The organism is Clostridium aciditolerans, assembly GCF_016316925.1.
Lineage (GTDB): Bacteria > Bacillota > Clostridia > Clostridiales > Clostridiaceae > Clostridium_AM > Clostridium_AM aciditolerans.
This window is the reverse complement of the sequence record NZ_JAEEGB010000003.1, coordinates 59739-81453: the sequence shown is the minus strand read 5'-3', so window position 1 is coordinate 81453 and position 21715 is coordinate 59739. Positions and strand designations below refer to the sequence as shown.

Here is a 21715-nt window from a genome sequence, read left to right as displayed (position 1 = left end):
TATAAGAATAAGCTTAATAAAGGAATTTATAAAGAGCCTAAAAAATTCAGGAAAATAACTTTCCTGAATTTTTCAAGCTTCCACTAAATATTAACCTTACTACCTTTTTTCTTATCATCCCACATTTTTTTAATTAGAACAATTAATGTACTAAGAGCGAATAACATTAAAAGACCAATTACAAAAGTTTTCACTGTGCCTGTTAGCATGCCGCCTATATAAGAGTAAACAATAGTAGCTGGCAATTGTCCAATACCAGTGGCAATAAAAAATGACCAGAAGCTCATAGATGTCAACCCTGCAGCATAACTAACTATATCAAAGGATATGAATGGTAATAATCTAGCAATTAAAACTGCATATTTACCGTATCTTTCAAAAAATTCATCAACCTTTTCTAAAGCCGTTCTACTTGTAAGCTTTTCTACTACATCTCTCCCTAAAAGTCTTGCAATGTAATAGCATAATGCAGCTCCAGCCATAGCACTAGACCATGATAGTATTGCTCCCTTAACCCATCCAAAAAGCCCCGCATTGGCAAAAGTTATAATAAATGCTGGAAGCGGCGCAACTACTGATTGCAAAACCATTAGTAGAAAGGAAACCACCGGAGCCCATATACCAAAACTAAGAATGTATTCCCTAGCTGCGTTAACATCCACAGTTTTTAATACATTAATTGCTTGATTTACATTAACTCTGACAAAGGGTATGAAAAAATACAAACATATAATAGCCAAAATAGAAATAATCTTTCCTTTAATACCTTTAAAAATGTTTTTCATTTCAACCTCCTCATTATTAAATAAAAAAAATACAAGTCCACCTATTATAATCAAAAGTATTATCATATTTACGCTGTTGAAACTTAAACTAGTTGCCTTTAGGCCTTCTCTTAAAATTGATGCTGGAACTACTTGTATTCTTTCTACTCCTAAAATTCCTAGTGATATAGCAATACAAACTAAAAGATTTATAATAGTACCCTTTAAACTTAATTCCAATAAGTTTTCTTTTTTCACTTTCTTTAGCAAAATTCTAATGATTAGACATAATGCCATAACTAGCGGAATAAAAATTCCTATGTTTACTCTCATCTCAAGCCATTCACTTTGAAAAGCAAAAATAGCAACAATTATTCCCCATATGAAACTATTATAAAGTAATTTAAATACCTTCATACCAATTCCTCCTTAAGTAATATAAATCAGCTTTTCAATTGGCCTTTATCTTTAACACTTCGTTTCATTATATCTATAGAAAAATAGGAGCACGGAAATAGACTTCCGCACCCCTTGCAATCTACTCAGCTAATCTAAATATTACAGAAACTTTTGTTCCGTCCTTAGGGAGTACATCCTTTTTGCCATAGAACTTAACATTTTTTAAAGCCTCAACTTCACCTGCTTTATAAGATGCATTACTTACAATTCCTGTTGCGCAGCTGTCTAGACATAATACACATCCTGTATTGTTCTTTTTTGCTCTATCTATATTTCCACCAAATCTAAAATCCATCGGTCTCAGTGCTAATTCATTACCACTTGAATCAGTTGATTTTATTATATCGCTAAATGGTATTTCTTTTCCAAGGCCATCCCATGTAACAAAAACGTTAACTTTTGAACCTTCTATGCTCTTCTCGCCTTTTTTCATATCATCAGCCGTTAGATTATTTCCAGGTTTTGCGCCTAATGACATCATAGCTTCATAGAATTTTTTTTCATCAGCTAGTCCTCTTAATACAGATTTTTCTCCATTTTTTCCATCTTTAAATACTACACCATGTCTAGTTCCTTCAGTGAAGTACTTTCCATTTACTTCTGCAAGCATTTTTACTTCTTTTGTATCTTTATTAACAACTAATACTTCTGCATCCTTTTTAGTATCTTCTTTTTTAGCAGTGTTATCGTTTTTATTTGATGCACAACCTACTGACATACCAATAATAAGTATTAACATTGTAAGAACTGAAAATATCTTTTTCATTTTAATATCCCCCTTAGTTAATTTAATAATTCGACATTTTAAAGTATAAAAATAACATTTTTCAACACAATTATATTTGCATTCATTCAAATAGTCAAATTATGTTTAATAATAACAAAAGTGCCTATTATAAAATTTTATAATAGGCACTTTTTGTCATATTTATCAAATTCTAATATATTGGTTTAATCTTTATTTAAGTCGTATTCTTTCTTCTACAATCATAGATATGCTTAAAAGTAATGAACAATATTAAGAGACTATATTTTAGTTATCTGCTTAAATCCATTACTATTTTCCGGATCAAATATCACATAGCATTCAATTTCTCTTAATTCACCGGATTTTATAAATAACTCTACATCAATAAAAAACTTTTCGGCATGATAATTATCTGATGCTTTGATTTCTCCATTTTTAATTAATTCCTTAATTTTTCGCTCTTCTTCCTTGCTTCTTTCTCTTTTTAGAAACTCAGGTATCCATTTCTTTTTATTAAATTTAAGGTAATCATATTTTATTATTTCTTTTAAATTATCAGTGTTCTCATAGAATTTTTCTTCATTGAATTCAATGAATACCTTATAATAATCTGCAGATGATATATTCCTATTTAAATATCCCCTGCTATGAAGAAATTCTCCTAATGCTTTATAAAAATCAAAAGGATTTGTAAATTTAGGCATAAAATATTTTAATATATTGCTAAACTTACCAGAGTTATAATATTTGTCTACCACTTCTTCAACTTTTTTTAAAATAAGCAGTTCTTCATAGCTTATATCCTTTGTGCTTAAAATTTCATAAGGTGGATAAGGTGAATATACCATTCCCCATTTTTTAGCCTCAGCTCTCATGTCTGATCCTTTTAGAAGCTTTAAAAATCCAAGCTGAATTTCTTCGGGATTGATAGAATAAACATCATTAAAGGACTTTTTAAAAGAATAAAAATCCTCCCCTGGAAGCCCTGCGATTAAGTCAAGGTGTTGCTTTATATTTCTGATTTTTTCTAATTCCTCAACCTTTTCTCTTATATCTTCGAAATTAACATATCTATTTATGTTTCTAAGAACTTCATTATTTGTAGTCTGAACTCCTACCTCAAACTGAATTCTTCCCTTTGGTGCTGCAGCCAAAAGCTTTATCTGCTCGCCCGTTAGTATATCTGCTGAAATTTCAAAATGAAAAGTTGCCTCTGTGTCTAAACTTATTAAAAACTCCCATATTTTAGTAGCAAATTTAGCATTGCAATTAAAAGTTCTATCAACAAATTTAATGAGCTTAGCTCCCTTATCTACTAAGAATTTCAGTTCTTTTTTTACCCTATCTATATTCAAAAATCTAACATTATGTATTGTTGAAGATAAGCAATATTTACACTTAAATGGACAGCCACGAGAAGATTCAAAATATACTATTCTATTTTCAAGATTATCCTCTAGTGTATATGGGAAAACTATTTTGCTCATATCCATCAGAGGCCTTTCACCATTAAATTGCACCTTTTCATCTATTTTAAAACTTAACCCTTTTATGGTTTTTAATTTATTATTTGCTTCTTCTTCAGATATTCTATTTTCTCTTTTCCAAAGCAGCCAATTTATGAATTCATAATATGTTTCTTCGCCTTCTCCACATATTACATACTCACCAGGGTTCTCACTTAAAAAGCTTTCACTATCGTAAGAAACCTCAGGTCCTCCATAGAATATTTCGATTTTAGGGTTTACTAGTCTCACTAATCTTGCTAGTGCCTTAACCATCTCTATATTCCATATATAACAAGAAAAAGCCAGTACATCAGGATGTTCTGCTATAATTTCTTCCAATAATTTTTCTAACCTATCATTTACAGTAAATTCCTTTATAACACACTCATAATTTAAGTCTTTCGTATAGGCTTTCAAATACCTTACCGCTAAATTACTATGGATAAATTTTGAATCAAGCGCTGTTAATACTACTTTCATTCTTGCACTTCCTTTCGATTTCCTTCATTGCTTGCTAGAAATACTATTGTTCCTTAAGCACTTTATATAGTATACATTATTGAAAGCCTTTAAATCAATTATTTTAGGCAGCCTCAAGAAAATAACAATTCAAAGATGCTAGTATATTTTCTTGAGGCTGCCTTGAAGTATACCTTTAGAATTAAGCACTGTTAACACTACTTTCATCTTTAGCTCCAATGTTTTCCTGTGTGATTTTGTCACTATCCTTCTTTTTTAGTTGGACTTTTTTCTTTGCCTTTATATAATATATGCCATCGGAAGATTTAGAATCTAATATATCAAAGTAACCTTCCAATAACTTAATTGTATTCTCTTTTGAAGTATTCTTAAATATATTTAACTCTTTTACATTTATTTGCCTCATCTTACTTTCAGGTATAACAATCTTTAACCGCCCATTAAACAGCTTTCCATAACCTTTATCAATATCCCATATATATAGTATTCCATCTTTATTTAAATATCTATATACATCAGCTATAAAGCCCTTCTTTCTTTTTTCAAACCATATACTGCTGAAAGAAAAGAAGAGTATACAGCTATCGTAAAAATCTTCACTTATCTTTTCTTTCTCTTCTTTTCCACTGAGATATTCTACATTAACATCATCGTTATATTGTTTATATATATTATAAAATATACCATGGTTTTCTAGACCAATATCTAGTATATTCCCTCTAAATGTCTCTCTCTCCATATTTATAAATATGTCTTTTTTCAATACGTACCACCTACCTTTATTATTAATACTTTTGTTTAAAATAGTATAGATATATAAATATATATTTTCTTCACAAAAAAAGAAATTCCTCCATTTTAAGGAAGAATTTCTTTATTTTTTAATTCATCATAATATCTAACCATGAAACCTGCAGTAGTACGCTGAGCTTCTTTTAATATGATTGTTGCTATTTTACCATACTTTTCATCTCGAGATTCAACAGATATATTTTTCATATAGGTGCTGTTTGCCATAATAGCATTATTTCTTATGAAATCTTCTATAGTATCATAAATTACAGCTCCTTCTTTAGCTATAAAAGAATAATCCGTAAGAAGCCTACTTATAATCCATAGTTCAAACTTTCTATGACTTTTTAAAAGTTTATTATTTACGTGTTGCGGCACTGTGGCATCTTGAACCAAATGGCAGGATGCTCCAAAATAGAATAAAGCTCTATTAACATCTCCTGTATTCATATATGCCATAGATTTATTATAATAGTTTCTACATTCTGTTAAAGCATCCGAAAAACCGTATAAACCTTTTCCCTTACTTACATGATAAAAATGATTGGAGCTTTTAAAATCCTGATCAGCCCAAGCTACACCAGTATTCAAAGCATTTATGTGATGCTTAAAGAATTCATATTCCTTTTCATACCCATCATTTTTAAGTATTTCAACGGCCTGCATTATTATAAACTTGTGAACAGTGCAATGAGTTTTTAATATTTTCTTTTTTAGAGGATTTACTGCGAAAAATATTCCTCTTAATGTTTTTCCATAGGTATGTTCTATTCTTCTGCTCATTTTTACATCTATCTCCTCGTAAATTTTACTTTATAATTCTATTTAGTTCGAACTTTTCATTAGTTTTAAAGCAGCTATTATTCCAACTACAGCTATGCATAAAAGATATGCATAAAACTCCTTACTTATATTCAAGCCCTTGTTAACAATTCCTTTTTCTATACTATATAAATAACCAGAACTTCCGTCAAGAACCATTAAACTCTTTCCTGAAAACTTTAAGCTTGAAATTTTAGTACTTTCATTAAATTTCACTTCTTCTTTTACAGATCCTGCTCCATTAAATCCATATAATTCATTATTTAACTTATCGTAAAAATATATACAATTTTTTTCTCCTAATACACCAGCACAATCTACAGCAACAGAGTTTATAGAACTTAAATTTTTATGTTGGTATATAGGCGCTGGGGGATTTGTTGTCGTATGATTTTCAAGTATAAATTGGAGACCATTTACCCCTCCTCTAAATCTAGGCGAGGTTACAGGATCTCCTCCACTGTAGTCTGGCCATCCATACCACACGCCCTTTTTTATTTCATACAAATAGTCACAATCGCCTTTAATCGGTCTAGAACCTCTATTTTCTATTCCCCCTACTGCTGCTATTAGTTTTCCTTCATTTGTGAAATCCATTCCTGTTATATTTCTTATACCCCAAGCAAAGGTCTCGCTATTGCCTGTTTTTAAATTATATATTATAACAGAAGCATTTCCTGGAAAGTGTTCAGGTATTATCTGTCCCTTTATACTTTTTGTTCTGTAACTTTGAAATGCGCCTGTTTTGTCTTTGCCGAAATCTAACCCTTTTAATGTTATATCTTTAGGAGTTATATCATGAATATAAGGAGCATCTTTTATCCATTTGTTATCTTCTCCTACTACACCTGAATTAGTTACAGCGCCTATCGTTATATACATATAATCTCCCTTAATTTTTATCAGACTATTCCTATAATCTCCGTAGTTTGGAAGATCTTTCATTGCTTCTATCAAGTTTTTACTTGATAAATCATAACAATATAGTTTTGTATCTGATGAAAAATATAGCTTATTTTCAAAATACTCTATGCTAGATATATTAAGATTAGGTTTTTTTAAAACATCGTAGCTTTGTCCACTATTTTTAATAAGTTGAATATTGTCCCTATAAGCTATGTAATAATTCCCATTTTGATCCATAGTAAAATCTACGGCATCCTTTAATCCTTTATACCTAGTTTTATAATTTAAGTTTTCATTCTTAACAATTATATTTTGGTTTATTGGTTGGTTATAATAATATTTTTTAAGCAAAAGAACTGCTAAGAAAACAATGGCACAGGGTATAAGTACATTTAAAAACTTTTTCATACTGCATCTCCTTAATTACAATTTCTTTATGATATATATATTTTAGAAATTTGTTGTATATGTATATTATGAGTACAGTATTTTAAAAATTTGAAAATAAGATAAAAAAGCAAGAGTTTATATTTATCCTCTTGCTTTTTTATCTCTCTGTATTACCAAAGAAAAATTACTATTCATTCGACTGTTGATAACTCTTATTGTTATAGCCCCAACATTTATCACATTTTAAGCAAACTACAGAAGAATAGGCATTACAGTGCCCATAGCCAGTTTTTTTAGTAGCTTTTTTGCCTTTCGCTATTCTTGAAATCCAACTTTGCTTTCCTTGTTCTTCATCTTTCCCATTATCTAGAAATAGTTTATTAGACTCCATATTATAAACACCTTTCTTTCTGTTAGACTTCAAAACCTCACTTAAATCCACTTCTATTGTAACTTAATTAAAAACATTAATAAAGTAAATTAATCACGTTTTTACAGCAATTTCTTAAAAATTTTTAATCTGTTTAATTATTTAATTACAACATTACCCAGGTAATATTTTACTATTAATGTTTTGTGGATATGCATCTTAAGTCTTTAATTTAATGATAAATATCACTAATACTTGCCAATATGATCCCATCCAACTTCTATTCCAGAGTCTCCAGGCTTCCATCCACTCTGAACTCCTAGGCTAGTCTTTTGATTATATTGAAGACCTTCCAAAAGTCTTAGTAATTCATCAATATTTCTTCCTACTGAATCTGGATATACTAAATAACTTTTTATTGCACCCTCCGTATCTATTACAAATGTAGCTCTATAGGCATAGCCACCATTTTCATCAAAAACTCCATATTTTTTAGATATTTCAAAGTTTCTATCAGATAGCAATGGATAGTTTATTTTATTTGCCGAAGGTGAGGTTTGAATAAACATCTTATGGGAAAGAATGCTATCTGTGCTTATAGCCAAAACCTCTGAATTTAAATTTATAAACTTATCATGTTGTTCAGCAACTGCTGCTAATTCAGTAGGTCATACAAAAGAAAAATTTGAGCTGTAAAAGAATAGTATTACCCATTTTCCTTTATAAGCAGATAGTGCCACTTTGCTATTTTGATTATTTACTATGCCTTCTAATGTAAAATCTAAAGCAAAATCATTTAGATTAAAATATCCCCCATATTTATTCCATGCAGGATGAAATGGATTTATTCTCTCCTCAGGAGATCCTAGTGTTATGGAATAGTTATCTGCCATTTAATTTCACTCCTTTTATTTTATGATAAGCTAATATTATTTACTATACAGGTATCTATTCAATGTCTACTGTGTTATTATTTGTATCGTGAACTAATATTATTTGAAATTTTTTATAGTAAATTAAAAGGTAACTGCTAGCTTATATATAATCGCTAGTAGTTACCCTTTAAGCTTGGTAAATTACTGATTAAGCATAAATGATTATGTTTAACTAGTAATTATTTAAAACCCCATTAATTTTCTCATTTATTTTATCAACATCAATAGAATTTATAGCTTTATCCTTTAATCCATATTTCTGTTTTAGTTTTAATATTCTATATACACTCTCGTCAATTCTATCTTTTGTAACAACCCCATTTTCTACTGCCTTCTTTAAGGCACTTATAACCATGACTTCATTCTCATGATTATGGGACACCAAAATTATATCGCTTCCTGCCTCCACAGACTTCACCGATGCTTCTCCTATATTATAATTTTTAACTATAGCACCCATTGCCATATCATCTGTAATTACTACACCAGTAAAGTTTAACTGCTTCCTTAATATATCGGTAATTACGGCTTTTGAAAATGAAGCAGGATTTGTAGAATCTATTTTAGATAATAAAATATGTGCTACCATCACTGCATCCGCTTTATTTTTTATAGCCTCGTCAAATGGAATAAATTCAAAGTTCCTAAGTCTATTTAAATCATGGGGCACCGTAGGTAACTCTATATGAGAATCTACTGATGTGTCTCCATGTCCTGGAAAATGTTTTACCACTGATATAACATTTCCTGATTGAAGACCTTTCATTGTTTCGACCCCTAGCTTACTTACGATCTTCGATGTGGAGGCAAATGATCTATCTCCTATTACTGAGTTGTTAGGATTACTACTTATATCTAGCACTGGAGCAAAATTCATATTAAAGCCAAAGGATTTAAGTTCTTCTGCCATCACATTTCCTATATTATAGGATAGATTGCTATTATTAATCTGACCAACTTCTCTATTTGTTGGATACCTCTTTAACTCTCGCGGCATCCTATCTACCCTTCCACCTTCTTCATCAACAGATACAAATATAGGTATTTTATTTTTTAAATTGGCTGCTTTAAGAGCATTTACAAGATTCAACAATTGATTTGTACTTTGAACATTTTGTCCTAATATAATAAATCCACTAACTTTATATTCTTCAATCATCTTTCTTGAATTGTTGTCTAAAGCATATCCATCTACTCCGACCATCAGCATCTGACCAATTTTTTCATCCAAAGTCATTTCTTTAATTTGCTCTTTTAATGGGTCTGCTTCTTTATTTGTATCTTTAGATTGTTCTTTTTGTTTTGGGAGTATTCTATCTAAAATAGTATTTCTATTGCCATTTTGAATTATTGTATAATTCATTAACATATATACGGATAAGAATGATACAGCAAATAATAGAACCATATAGAATATAAACTTTTTATACATTTGCTTTCCCCCAATGCTGGATTCATAGTGCAATAATTTTTTGAAGCATTGATTCATAAACATATTTTATTACCATGTTTTCCCAAAGTCAATAGTTATAATACTCTTTTACTAGAAATAAAAGCAGTATTTAAATATTCTACATGAAATTCCTAAAACCTTTTTATATTTTTTCTTCTTAATGGTGCTTTTCTAATCTATCTATGTACCTATCATGAATTTTATAAAAATTAGATACAGAGATTATAGAACCTATTAACCCCCAAAACATATCCCACTGGGTATCCCATATATCCCCTTGAAATCCTAAAAAGTCATTAGCCTTTTCTCCTGCTATCATAGCTACTCCCCATTCTGCCAGTTCATAAAAAGCACTTAATGATAAACAAATACAAATAACTAAAAGAGATAATATTATGCCTTTCTTAAGCTTCAACTTTCGTACTAATAGTTCCCTTACAATAAAAGCAGATATAAAACCTTGAATAAAGTGTACAAGCCTATCATAATGATTTCTGTTTAATCCATATGCTTTCTTTATCCAGTTAAATAACGGTACCTCACCATAAGTATAATGAGCTCCAATCAGTATTAAGATTATTTGAATTAAAATAAGTGCATAGACAAAAGTCGTAAATTGGAACTTTTTATAAGTAAATATTAATATTAAAATTCCTATAAATATTGGGAAAGCCTCTAAAATCCATGTAAGATAGCTTTTAGGTTTAATAAGTGATAAAATTAGTGCTGCAAAAAATAGCATTAATAAGATAACGTGTGCTCTATTCAATTTATTATTTTCTTCATACCTATTCATACTTTTACGCTCCATATATACATTATTTTATATAGCTTCTCATATTAAGTTCTTATAATAGATAGTGTAAACAACTACCAAAAATATATGTGAAATGTAGCTTAGGGCAACCATTAAATCTAAATTTAATAAGCAGTTAAGTATACAAAATACTTAACTGCTTATTATTATTCTACAACCGTAACTTTTTAAAAATGCTAACATACTCTAATAAGTATAGGGAAACTAACTGGAAAGTTAACTTTCAGCCTAGTACACCTATGGATATCCAATTTCGATAATTGACTTAATAAAGGTATTCATAGGGGTACATCTGGCAGTACATTTAATGATTTTATATTAGCTCTTGGCGAAGCTGATTTAGAACATCTACAATCTTAAATACTGTTTGAGCACAGCGAGTTTATTTAAGATTGTTGAGGTTCTTAGCAGCGAGCCCTAGAGATAACTAAAATTATTAACAGTACAGAAGAGGTACCCCTATGAATACCGCTAATAAATCAAGCACCCAAATTGGATATCTATATAGAGTATAGAGGAGGTATATATTATGCTATGCCCTTTTAAATCACATTATACATTTTGTCCATTTCAAGAGTATAGTACTTACTATGTAAAAAATCGTAATGTATCTAATAGAAATGCTCTAACAGTAAGTACTAAAAATATATCCAGTGAAAATAGCAAAATACACGAGTCACTGCAGATACCTGTATTTCAAGGACAAATTAATCCTAGAGTTCTTCAGCATATAAATGACAATATAAAAAGCGATATATTAGAATTTAAAAGCCAGATGGAAACTGCCGCAAATGAATATAGCAAAAATTTGATAAAGCAAGGTAAACCTTTTACTCCTTTTGAGATCTCTAATACTTACTTAGTAACTTATAATAAAAATGATATTTTAAGTATCTCAATAATTTATCAGCAGTATATTGGCGGAAGGAATAGTTATATAAGAACAACTTATAATTATGATCTTAGCTCTGGTGAATCCATGCCTCTTAGAAGCCTATTTAAACAAGGTGTAGACTACAAAGGTACACTAAATAAGCTAATCACTGAAAAGATTAATGAAAATAAACAACTATATCCTTCAATATCTAGCAAACAATTTAAGGGAATTGCAGAAGATCAGCCATATTACTTAGATAATAACAATTTAGTTATATTTTTTAGATTTAATGAAATTGCTCCAGCAGCATCGGAAATACCAGTAATAAGGATTCCACTTTCTGAATTAAGCAATATATTGAAACCACAACTTTTGAGGGGGTAGAAAGCTCCCTCTCCTTTGAAAATTTTTCAATTTATTCTTTTAACTTATGTCCACTTATACCTGCTTTAAAACTTCTTAAAAATAATTTATATAAATCTTTAACTGCCAAAGAATTTTCAGTTTCTCCATTTAATTTAAGTACTTCTATAGCGGTTTCTACTGTACATAAATTTCCTTCAGCATTTCCTTTTCTTATATTAAATTCAGATCTATAATTTAATTCTAATGATATTATAGGCAACTCTTTTAAATAGTCACTTTTTCTAAATATTTTTCTAGCCTCTTTCCATGTTCCATCTATAATAATAAAAGCAGGAATTTTATCAGTATCAAGATATTCTATTTTTCTTTTCTTTGATTCTTCATCTTCTGCTGGAAATAATAAAAAAGTTGAATATCTATCATCCTTTATGTATTCAATCAATTTTTCTGGCTTTTTCGTCCTCTCCCAAAGAAAAATTTCAGTGGAATCTGAATTAATTAACTTCAATAATCTTGCGGTATTCGATGGCCTATAAAATTCTCTTTCTGTTGATAAAATTAAAATTTTTGATTGAGACTTTATCTTATTTACTTTATTGCATATACAATTTATTGTTGGAAGGCCACACTTATCACAACTGTCATACAATTTTGTTACTCTCTTTACTTCATATTCTGACTTCAATTATCGTTCCTCCTGAAAACATAAATAACTTATAACCTACATGTTATCATTAAGAAATTTAAAAATATAGCCTTTATATTAAAAACAAATGTATATTTGAAATTATTTGAGTATGATTATGAAAACATCATACTAGTGAAAGAATTAAATTTAAGTTTCTAGCAGATAATAAAAACATGAATAGCATTTATGCTCTGTAAATTACATATGCCTTACAAACAGAACACAGCTTTGGAGGTGACATTTCTTGTTTGAACCTTTTGAAATAATTCTGAGAGTATTTTTAGCTCTAATAATGCTTTTAGGCTCTACCAGATTTTTAAGCAAAAGAACTTTATCTAAACTAACATATTTTGATTATGTTGCCGCTGTTACTCTTGGAACAGTAGCAGGTAACCTAGCTTTTAACTTAAAGGTACATATTTTAAACTTTATTCTTTGTATGGTCCTTATACCATTAATAGTAATGGCGATATCTTATTTATCTTTTAAATACAAATGCATCCGTAAAATTTTTGCTGGTGAATCAACGATTTTAATTAAAAATGGAAAGATTTTAAAAAATAACTTAGCTAGTTTAAATTTCTCTTATGAATATTTAAGTCAGCAATTGAGACAAGAAAAGATCTTTGACATAAATCAGGTTGAATTAGCTATCCTTGAACCTAGTGGTAAGTTAAGTGTTCAATTAAAATCACAAAACCGCCCGCTGACGCCTCAAGATCTTAATATGCCAACTAAATATGAAGGCTCGGCAATTGAACTAGTTTTAGATGGCAAAATTATAGAAAAAAATCTGATATATCTTAATAAAAGTGAAAATTGGCTCTATAGCGAACTAAATAGAAAAGGAATTAAAAATATAAATAAAGTGGCTTTTGCTGCACTATCTACCAATGGCAAGATATATTATGAAAATATTTCATAGAATTAATTGCTTTATTTGGCCAAAAATATAGTTACAGGCGAAAGGAGGGTTTTATAATGGACAAAAAACTTAAAACCGACACTGATAATCAATGGGCTTCATTACCTGAAAAATCTCTTGAAGAGTCAAACTCTACAAATAAAAAAGATAAAACTGCTACCGATAACCAATGGACTTCAACTGCTAAAAATACCATTGATGAGAAATAACACTACTTATATAAAATGCTTACATAAAGAGGATAAAAGCGTTGGTGTATTTTATTATTTTATACATCAACGCTTATTATTTTTATATCATGGTGTAGCTAATAAAATTATAATACATATTATATAACATATATAAATTGTCATAATTAGACATAAATGCCTATTTTGAAGAATATATAAATTTACAATATTACTATAATGTTATATCATTATATTGTAAATATCGTCGAATAAGGAGATTAAACATGGAAAATTGTTTAAGTACTACGAAAACCTTTTATAAAGATATAGAAGAATATAAAAATGACATTGATAATGTTATACAAAACATGATTTATAATAAAGAAAGATTAGTATTTGCTATTGTTGCAGAAAAGTCAGGTGTAACTCGCTTTGTAATAAGACGGTACCCTGAGTTAAGAAATTATATATTGCATAAAATGGTACATTATAAAGAAATACATGTTATAAATCAAAAAATAGATAGAGCTGTTGCTGGCCTGTTAAGATCAAATAAAAGTATAACCTTTATGGCAATAGTTAATAAGTGTAAGTTTAATTCTGACATTATTTATAGAAATCAGTACATAAAGGATAAAATTAAAAGTGTAATTGCTGATAATATTCAAAAAAATATATAAAACAATACTAACACAGGCTTTTTTATGTATTTTTTGCATATGGAATTTTCATCTACAGCTTATCTTTACTTGTTTTTTCTTTTAGAATTTAATAAATTATAAACATAAAAAAGCTAATTCTAATTATACTCTACCATGAGTTTAATTAGAATTAGCTTTTTAAAATTGGCATTATCCTAATAGTGCCATATATATTGGTATAAATATTAAACTTGATATAGTAGTTACTACTGTCATCACTGTTGCATATTTATGATCTGCACCGTAAGTTCTTGCAACTATTGCTGTATTGGTCATCACAGGCATAGCTGCTTGTACAACAAAAACTTTCTTCATGAGCTCTGGTATTGGGAAGTAATGAGCCATAATAAAGACCAATATAGGTGATATAAGAAATCTTCCAAAAAGTATAGCTATCATGTCTATATCCATTTTTATTTCGCTTATATCCACAGAGTATATTGTTATACCAATAAACAGCATTGATAAAGGTGTTGTTAAATTACCAAAATATTTACAAGTATCCATAATGAACTTTGGAATCTGAATATTTAACATTATAAGTATTATGGCTATAACAAAGCCCATTAATGGTGGGGATACTATTCTTTTAAAGGTTTCTTTCGAAAATATACTATTTTTTTTAGACTGTCCATCCGTACTTATGCCATAAGCTCCAATTGTCCAGAAAAAGCTGGTGTTAGCAATATAATAGAGTAAAACATAGGGTATACTTTGTGATCCAAATAATGCAAGATTTACAGGAAGTCCTATAAATATAGAATTAGATACAAAAAACATGGATCTAAAAGTTCCAACTTTATGTTTATCAACTTTAATAATTTTAGATACAATTATTGCTAACAAATAGCATAATGCTATGGAAAGGAAAGGAATAATCAAACCTTTACCTAAATTATTTAATTTGTTTCTATCAAAGTTTCCCATCAAATCAGATATCATAAGGCACGGGAGAGATATATTACATACCAATTTTGAAAAGACCTTTGATGTTTTTTCATCTAACCAACCTTTGGAGGTTAGTATATATCCTACAGTAATCATAGCTACAATACTTAGTACGCTGCCTAGTGCATTTACTATAACCATGTTTATCATCTCCTTTTAATCCCCTTAACTATTATTGCACATCTTCTAATTAAATGAAAGATTTTTGTTATATAAAAAATTTTATATAATTATGAATACTTATGAATTGGTATGATTGATACAGAACTTTTGTATTCATGAATTTTGCAAGATAAGGTCCATTTTGAACCTTATTGGCACTGAAAATGGCTTTTAATCCAATGTTTTTTAATATTTTTTGAAATAATACGTTATATAACTTGCAATTTTCTTTATGTTCTATTATAATATATTTATAAATAAAATTTTGTATAAATACGAGGTGGGGCCAATGAAAGTAGTATCTGATTTCAAAATAAAATTAAATAAAGAGAAGATTATAGAAACAGTTCAATCTTACTGCCAGACACCTCCGTACGAGGAATTAAGCAAAATGTACGATGATTTATTCTACTACCTTATAGAATGTTCTACTCCTTTAGGAATGTATAAAATAGATAAAAAACCGAATAACTTAGATTTATATTCTTTAAAGAAATGCAATAATATAGTATATTGTCTCGTAACAATAGGAGATGAATCTTGCAAAAAAGTTGAAAGTCTTTTTGAAGAAGGAAAATTTTTTGAAGCAATTCTATTAGATACCATGGCAAGCTCATATCTATTTCATGTGAGTTCTGACTTATTTAATGAAATATGTGCAGATTCACATGAGCTTGGGTTAGGGCTTACCTGTAAAATTGCTCCTGGTGACGGTGAAATTGATTTAGAATATCAAAAAGAAATTGTAAATATGTTTAAAAATGATGATATTCATAGTGTAAGAGTTGTTAATGATTGTATGTTGTATCCTGCAAAATCAATGTCTTATATATACGGTGCTGACTCACAAATAGCATATAATGAAAAAGACCATAGTTGTGAACATTGTCATAATGTTTTTTGTAAAATGAGAAATGTAAATTTTAAAGCACAAAAGCCGCTTTTTAACGATGAAGACTGCGCATAATGCGCAGTCTTCTTATTATTTTTTATTTTTTGCTTTTAATGCTTTTTTTACTTCCTTTATTAAATCCTCTTCATCAAAAGGCTTTACTACAAATCCTCTAGCCCCTGCATCAATTGCTTCCCTTACAATTGCCTGCTGCCCCATAGCTGAACACACAATTATGTAGGCATTGGAGTCTATTTTCATTATTTCCTTTACCGCTTCTAAACCACTCATTTCAGCCATGGTTAAATCCATTGTAACTACATCTGGCATCAAACTTTGATATTTAATTATAGCCTCTCTGCCGTTTCCTGCTTCCCCTGCAATCTCTATATTATGTTTATTAAATATTCCTATTATTATGCTTCTCATAAATTTAGAATCATCAACTATTAATACTCCCATGTTAAGATACTTCTCCTTTATTATAGTTTCAAGTAAAATAACTTTAAAACTAATTATTCTTATGTTAAATTACTAATTATAGTTTTCGTGTAAAACTTTAACAAACTTTATAATTGTTTTAAAATTATTTTTTAATTCCATATCCTCCGTACACAGTTTTAGTATCAACTATTGAAATTACAGCTTTTATATCAGAATTTTCTATAATTCTTAGTATTTCATTTTTTCTCTTTCTTTTAACATGGGCTATAAGCATTTTTTTATCTTCTTTTAATCCTTCAGCTTCTACCACGGTAACACCAACCTGCTGCTCTCTTAGTAGCTCAGCTAGCTTTTTACCATCCTCTTCAGAGGAAATTAAATTAATAGTCACTATTCCTAATGCAAGTTTTTCTTCTAATATACATCCAATATAGTTTCCACAAGTAAATCCTAAGGCATATACTACCATCTTAATAGGATCCTTGTCAATATTTACAAGTACTTTACCTATTACATAAAGCCATATAGATACTTCAATAAATCCTATCAGTGAGCCATAAAGTTTTTCTCCTCTTGTTATAAGAACGGTTCTTATAGTCATAAGTGATACTTCAATAATTTTAGCAAAAAAAATAAACATATAGGTTAGCATAGTTATCCCCCCAACTCCATAATATGTATACGTTATCTAAAGCTTCATAAATTAAAACCTCAAAATATGAAGACATCACTTTAGTAAAATTTCAATTATTTAGATACCCACTAATAGTTTATATCATAAATATAGCTTTTCTGCAATAAACAAAATAAAGAATTTCTTAATATTAACGTATATTTAAAATATTATTCAGCACCTTAACTATTAATACATGATTTTCTTGCGAAATTAAATAAGGGGGCGAATACAATACGTCCCCTTAAATATTGATTTTTCTACCTTTTTACCTCATCTTTCAGCTGCGACCATATCTTTATAAAAAGTTCATTAAACTCTGGCTTCTTTCTCATTTCTGACATATCTCTAGGTCTAGGCATATTTACCTCAAATACATCTTTTACTCCACCGGGATGCCCAGACATAAGCATAATATGATCAGACAGAAAAATTGCCTCATCAATGCTATGGGTAATAAATACAACAGTTTTCCTATTACTTTCCCATATTTGAAGCAGTTCTTGTTGTAAAATTATACGATTTTGCTCATCTAAGGATGCAAAAGGCTCATCCATAAGCAGTATCTCCGGATCGTTAGCAAAAGCCCTGGCAATACTTACTCTCTGTTTCATACCACCAGATAATTGATGTGGAAATGCCTTTGCAAATTTCTCTAGTCCAGTTTTTATTACAAATTCATCTACTACTTCTTTAATTTTATTTGATGGCAATCTTCTATTTTTCAAACCATATGCTATATTGTCCCAAACATTCATCCAAGGGAAAATTGCATGTTCCTGAAAGACCATAGAATTTAGTGGGTTACTTTTATTATTGTGAGTAATCTCTAGTACCCCTGATGTTGGCATTTCAAGTCCAGCAAGTACTCTAAGAAGAGTTGTTTTTCCACATCCACTAGGTCCTACAAAACACCAGAATTCCCCTTCTCTTATTGTTAAGTCTACATTTTGAAATGCAACTACTTCAGATTTCTTTACTTTAAACTTCTTAGCTAAATTCTCCATTTCTATTTTCACTTTGCCATCATATGTTTTGCTTTTTAATGAATTTATTTCATTCATACTAATCATCCTCTTCAATCTTGTTTCCAAGGAATTATAATTCTCTCTATTTCATCAAGAGCTACTGTAAAAATATATCCAAGAAGAGACATCATAATGAAAGAGACAAACATCTCTGGAATATTAAATATTGAATAAGATTCCCATATACGATATCCTATTCCTTCAGATGCTCCGTTCATTTCTGCTGCAACTATCAATAGTAATGCCATCCCCATGCCAAGCTTTAATCCAGTAAATATCATAGGAAGTGCACCTGGAAGTGCAACAGTCAAATAATAATCTTTTTTACTTGCACCATAGTTTTTCGCCACATCCATATATATTTTATCTAAATTAATTACTCCTGCAACTGTATTCATCAAAACTAAAAAGAAGGTTCCAAGAGCTATAACCACCATTTTTTCAAACTCTGTTAATCCAAGCAATATCATAATTAATGGCATCAACGCCAGCTTAGGGATTGGATAAGTCGCAGCAACAATTGGGTCCAGCATAATCTTCACTATTGGAAACAACCCCATAGTCAGACCAATAATAAGACCAGGTATTGTTCCGAGTAAAAATCCGCCAAAGATTCTATATAAACTTATTTTTAGATCAGAAAAGAGTATGCCGGTTTTTATCATTTCCCACAGTGTTACTAAAATTGTTGTAGGAGCCGGAAAAAATCTACTGTCAAGTGCATGTGTCCTAACAAGAATCTCCCAAATGACCAGTAACCCCAGCGGAGATAATACGGTTAGAATTCTAGTTTTTGATTTATTACTAAGCTTACTTTTGTTTTCCTGCTTTTTTTCTGTTTCAAATCTAACTATTTTTTCATCTACAATTTGCATTATTTATCAGTCCCCCTTGGTGTATTTGTATTCACCTATCTGTTTTAAAGCATTTTCTACATAGCTATTGTCAATTAACTTATTTACATCCGCTTCTTTTTTTACAAGGCCACTTTGCATATACCACTTCTGGTCATTTATAACCCCTTCTTTTAATACATATCCATTAGGATCTAATCCAGGTGGTTTCATTCTCAAGAAAATATCTGCTTTGTCTACAAAAGTGTTTTTAGTTAAAATATCTACAATTTTATCTCTATCTTTATCACCATATACTAATGCATCATTATAAGCTCTAACTCCTTGAAGATAAGCTAACATAAATTTGTTTCCTAATTCTTTATCTTTACAGAAATTAGGACTATACATAAGTACTGATATTTCTTCTCCTTTTGCATATTCATCCGGGTCTTTCCACCACTCAAGTATTCCTTCATCTACACCTTTAGTTATTAATGGCTCAATCTGCATTGTAGCATCTGCATTATTATTTGCTACAGCAGTAAGCATATCTGGGAAAGAGTCAACTAGTACAAATTTGACATCGTTTTTAGTTAAGCCGCCCTTTTCTAATGCCTTTTGTACAAAGAGTTCATTAATTGAACCAACGGAAGCAATCGCTATTCTCATTCCTTTCATGTCCTGGTAGGTCTTGTATTTTACTCCTAATCCTTTTTTTAGTGCAATTTGAAAATACCCTTTACCTGGAACATTATGTCCTCCATCTGCTACTAATTTGATACCTATACCTTGATTCGATGCATTGAACAAAGCTGCGTTTATTATTCCTCTGCTTACATCAACTTGATTCGATACAACGGCTGAGAGCTCGTCTGCACCAGAGTTAAATTTCACATATTGAATTTTTATTCCCTGTTTTTCAAAAAAACCTAGTTTATCCGCTAGTATTATTCCAGCCTCTGACGGAGCATCATCAAAAGCTACCTTAACCACCTGTTGTTTATTTCCATCATTCGTATCTGATTTATTAGTAGTATTACCACAAGCAGCAATAGAAACTGTCATCAGTGCCATTACAAAAAAGGATAGAAATTTTTTTAATCTTTTCAAAAGTAACCACTCCTATTATTGGTTTTCTTTAAGTTGATTAAAAACTAAGAACTTATTTTAATATATTCTACGGCTTAATAAAGTGTTACTAACCAGGTTATATAAAGTAAAATATAATAATATACTTATTATAAGGACAACTTGCCATTTGGCATAGTTTATTTTGTGTGCTAGAATATTATATGGAATCAAATTATACGAGGGAGGGAATAATATGGATAGTTTAATTCCTTCATTAATAGGCGCAGCTCAAATTACACTTTTAGATATAGTTCTGAGTGGAGATAACATAGGGGTAATTGCTCTTGCAACTCGTAAACTTCCTCCACACCTTGCGAAGAAAGCTTCAGCTATAGGAGTATTTGCTGCTGTTTTACTTAGGATTATATTCGCGTCACTTATAACCTATATTTTAATGATTGAGTGGCTTCCTATAAGATTAGTAGGCGGACTGTTGCTTATAAAAATAACATGGGATTTTATTAGACCAGACTGTGAAGAAGAAGATTGTAATGTAAACTCTTCTAATAAATTTATGGGCGCTATATGGAGCATTATCATAGCAGATGCTACAATGAGTTTAGATAATGTACTTGCAATTGCAGGTGCCGCACATGGAAATATTGCGCTAATTGCATTTGGACTTTTGCTTAATATACCAATTATATTTTTCGGAAGTCAGTATGTAGCAAAACTAATGAACAAGCATCCTATGGTTCCTTACATAGGAGGTGCAGTTCTTGCTCATACCTCTTTTAAAATGCTTTTAGAGGACAAGTTATTGCATACTTTTGTATCTAATTTTAGTATGATAAATATAATTCTTCCTTATGGCGCAGCACTACTTACAATTATTTATGGCTTCTATATAACTAAAAGGCCTGTCACTTATAGCTTTAGAGATTACAAAGAAAAAAAATTTAAAATATAGCTTTCAGTACAGATAAAAAACCTACACTCTTTATCCGATGACTATCGTCTCAGCAAAGAGTGTAGGTTCCTTATTCGTACAAATCTCTATATACTATTTTAAATACTTCTAAAGCTTCTTCAATTTTCCCCTTTAAAAGCTCTTTTCGTTTTTCAAGTTCTTCAGCACCTAATTCAGTTATAGTATATATCTTTTGAATTTTCTTTTTTGAATCATCCCAATTACCAACTACCATTTTTTCTTTTTCTAATTTTTTTAAAATAGGATATATTCCTCCAGTACTTGGAATCCATCTTCCCTTAGTTCTCTCACCTATTTTATGAGAGATATCATTTCCATTAGTAGCACCTAAACTTAGCACATAAAGTACATAAATTGGCAGTAATCCTTTCGTAAATACCTGTCCTACAGCCTCATTCTCTTTCTTTACTTTTTTTAATTCTAGCAGCTTTCTTTTATATTCTTCATAAAGTCTTTTTTCTTCTTCTTTAATACTTTCGTCTATGCTAAATTTCCCCAT

24 protein-coding genes are annotated in these 21715 nt (G+C 29.8%); 6 read left to right on the top strand and 18 right to left on the bottom strand.

The features are described 5' to 3' along the window. Positions 1-83: 83 nt before the first annotated feature. The 10 genes from I6U51_RS01580 to I6U51_RS01530 all read right to left on the bottom strand — a co-directional run bounded on the left by I6U51_RS01580 (position 84) and on the right by I6U51_RS01530 (position 10423). Positions 84-785 (bottom strand): TVP38/TMEM64 family protein, encoded by a 702-nt coding sequence (locus I6U51_RS01580; RefSeq protein ID WP_211141061.1) that lies wholly within the window; start codon positions 783-785, stop codon positions 84-86. Between the two features lie 517 nt (positions 786-1302). Beyond that, on the bottom strand, positions 1303-1989 hold the full coding sequence (locus tag I6U51_RS01575; RefSeq protein ID WP_246517026.1) for a YdjY domain-containing protein: 687 nt from the start codon (positions 1987-1989) through the stop codon (positions 1303-1305). A gap of 260 nt (positions 1990-2249) precedes the next feature. Continuing rightward, positions 2250-3959, bottom strand: coding sequence for a B12-binding domain-containing radical SAM protein (locus I6U51_RS01570; RefSeq protein ID WP_211140852.1), 1710 nt, complete (start codon positions 3957-3959; stop codon positions 2250-2252). Positions 3960-4140: 181 nt separating this feature from the next. Continuing rightward, a complete protein-coding gene (locus I6U51_RS01565; protein ID WP_211141059.1) occupies positions 4141-4698 on the bottom strand; it encodes a class I SAM-dependent methyltransferase in 558 nt (185 codons plus the stop codon). A 119-nt stretch (positions 4699-4817) separates the two neighbouring features. Continuing rightward, on the bottom strand, positions 4818-5534 hold the full coding sequence (locus tag I6U51_RS01560) for a zinc dependent phospholipase C family protein (protein ID WP_211140851.1): 717 nt from the start codon (positions 5532-5534) through the stop codon (positions 4818-4820). A gap of 42 nt (positions 5535-5576) precedes the next feature. Further along, positions 5577-6887, bottom strand: a complete 1311-nt coding sequence (locus I6U51_RS01555) for a PQQ-dependent sugar dehydrogenase family protein (RefSeq protein WP_211140850.1) — start codon at positions 6885-6887, stop codon at positions 5577-5579. Positions 6888-7056: 169 nt separating this feature from the next. Next, positions 7057-7260: a hypothetical protein gene (locus I6U51_RS01550; protein ID WP_211140849.1), complete on the bottom strand. Its 204-nt coding sequence runs from the start codon at positions 7258-7260 to the stop codon at positions 7057-7059. Positions 7261-7487: 227 nt separating this feature from the next. Then, positions 7488-8132, bottom strand: coding sequence for a peroxiredoxin (locus tag I6U51_RS24620; protein WP_246517024.1), 645 nt, complete (start codon positions 8130-8132; stop codon positions 7488-7490). A gap of 214 nt (positions 8133-8346) precedes the next feature. Continuing rightward, positions 8347-9606: a beta-N-acetylhexosaminidase gene (gene nagZ / locus I6U51_RS01535; protein ID WP_211140847.1), complete on the bottom strand. Its 1260-nt coding sequence runs from the start codon at positions 9604-9606 to the stop codon at positions 8347-8349. 178 nt (positions 9607-9784) lie between these two features. After that, positions 9785-10423 (bottom strand): DUF2238 domain-containing protein, encoded by a 639-nt coding sequence (locus tag I6U51_RS01530; protein ID WP_211140846.1) that lies wholly within the window; start codon positions 10421-10423, stop codon positions 9785-9787. 550 nt (positions 10424-10973) lie between these two features. Between I6U51_RS01530 and I6U51_RS01525 the strand changes: the two genes are divergently transcribed. Next, positions 10974-11705, top strand: coding sequence for a DUF3298 and DUF4163 domain-containing protein (locus I6U51_RS01525; protein WP_211140845.1), 732 nt, complete (start codon positions 10974-10976; stop codon positions 11703-11705). A gap of 31 nt (positions 11706-11736) precedes the next feature. Here the strand turns inward: I6U51_RS01525 and I6U51_RS01520 are convergent, their stop codons facing one another. Further along, a complete protein-coding gene (locus I6U51_RS01520) occupies positions 11737-12372 on the bottom strand; it encodes a tRNA-uridine aminocarboxypropyltransferase (protein WP_211140844.1) in 636 nt (211 codons plus the stop codon). A 247-nt stretch (positions 12373-12619) separates the two neighbouring features. On the opposite strand from I6U51_RS01520, the gene I6U51_RS01515 reads away from it, so the two are divergent. The 3 genes from I6U51_RS01515 to I6U51_RS01505 all read left to right on the top strand — a co-directional run bounded on the left by I6U51_RS01515 (position 12620) and on the right by I6U51_RS01505 (position 14150). Beyond that, positions 12620-13300: a YetF domain-containing protein gene (locus I6U51_RS01515; protein ID WP_211140843.1), complete on the top strand. Its 681-nt coding sequence runs from the start codon at positions 12620-12622 to the stop codon at positions 13298-13300. Positions 13301-13356: 56 nt separating this feature from the next. Beyond that, complete coding sequence (locus I6U51_RS01510) at positions 13357-13509, top strand: hypothetical protein (RefSeq protein WP_178907660.1); 153 nt, start codon at positions 13357-13359, stop codon at positions 13507-13509. A gap of 245 nt (positions 13510-13754) precedes the next feature. Further along, positions 13755-14150, top strand: coding sequence for a hypothetical protein (locus I6U51_RS01505; RefSeq protein WP_211140842.1), 396 nt, complete (start codon positions 13755-13757; stop codon positions 14148-14150). 171 nt (positions 14151-14321) lie between these two features. Here I6U51_RS01505 and I6U51_RS01500 read toward each other — a convergent pair whose 3' ends face one another. Next, positions 14322-15260 carry an AEC family transporter gene (locus I6U51_RS01500; protein ID WP_211140841.1) on the bottom strand — a complete coding sequence of 313 codons (939 nt, stop codon included), beginning with the start codon at positions 15258-15260 and terminating at the stop codon, positions 14322-14324. A gap of 310 nt (positions 15261-15570) precedes the next feature. Between I6U51_RS01500 and I6U51_RS01495 the strand changes: the two genes are divergently transcribed. After that, positions 15571-16248: a 5-methyltetrahydrofolate--homocysteine methyltransferase gene (locus I6U51_RS01495; protein WP_211140840.1), complete on the top strand. Its 678-nt coding sequence runs from the start codon at positions 15571-15573 to the stop codon at positions 16246-16248. 15 nt (positions 16249-16263) lie between these two features. Here the strand turns inward: I6U51_RS01495 and I6U51_RS01490 are convergent, their stop codons facing one another. From I6U51_RS01490 to I6U51_RS01470, 5 genes are all read right to left on the bottom strand, one after another. Further along, the gene (locus tag I6U51_RS01490) at positions 16264-16635 is read right to left on the bottom strand and encodes a response regulator (RefSeq protein WP_178907665.1); all 372 of its coding nucleotides are present in this window, start codon (positions 16633-16635) and stop codon (positions 16264-16266) included. A gap of 124 nt (positions 16636-16759) precedes the next feature. Then, complete coding sequence (locus I6U51_RS01485; protein WP_211140839.1) at positions 16760-17269, bottom strand: DUF2179 domain-containing protein; 510 nt, start codon at positions 17267-17269, stop codon at positions 16760-16762. A 281-nt stretch (positions 17270-17550) separates the two neighbouring features. Continuing rightward, the gene (locus I6U51_RS01480) at positions 17551-18354 is read right to left on the bottom strand and encodes an ABC transporter ATP-binding protein (RefSeq protein ID WP_211140838.1); all 804 of its coding nucleotides are present in this window, start codon (positions 18352-18354) and stop codon (positions 17551-17553) included. 14 nt (positions 18355-18368) lie between these two features. Continuing rightward, positions 18369-19193, bottom strand: coding sequence for an ABC transporter permease (locus I6U51_RS01475; RefSeq protein WP_211140837.1), 825 nt, complete (start codon positions 19191-19193; stop codon positions 18369-18371). Between the two features lie 6 nt (positions 19194-19199). Then, on the bottom strand, positions 19200-20264 hold the full coding sequence (locus I6U51_RS01470) for an ABC transporter substrate-binding protein (protein WP_211140836.1): 1065 nt from the start codon (positions 20262-20264) through the stop codon (positions 19200-19202). A gap of 214 nt (positions 20265-20478) precedes the next feature. Here I6U51_RS01470 and I6U51_RS01465 point away from each other — a divergent pair, with 214 nt between their 5' ends. Further along, a complete protein-coding gene (locus I6U51_RS01465; RefSeq protein WP_211140835.1) occupies positions 20479-21195 on the top strand; it encodes a TerC family protein in 717 nt (238 codons plus the stop codon). A 70-nt stretch (positions 21196-21265) separates the two neighbouring features. On the opposite strand, the gene I6U51_RS01460 is transcribed toward I6U51_RS01465, so the two are convergent. After that, positions 21266-21715: a PadR family transcriptional regulator gene (locus I6U51_RS01460; protein WP_211140834.1), complete on the bottom strand. Its 450-nt coding sequence runs from the start codon at positions 21713-21715 to the stop codon at positions 21266-21268.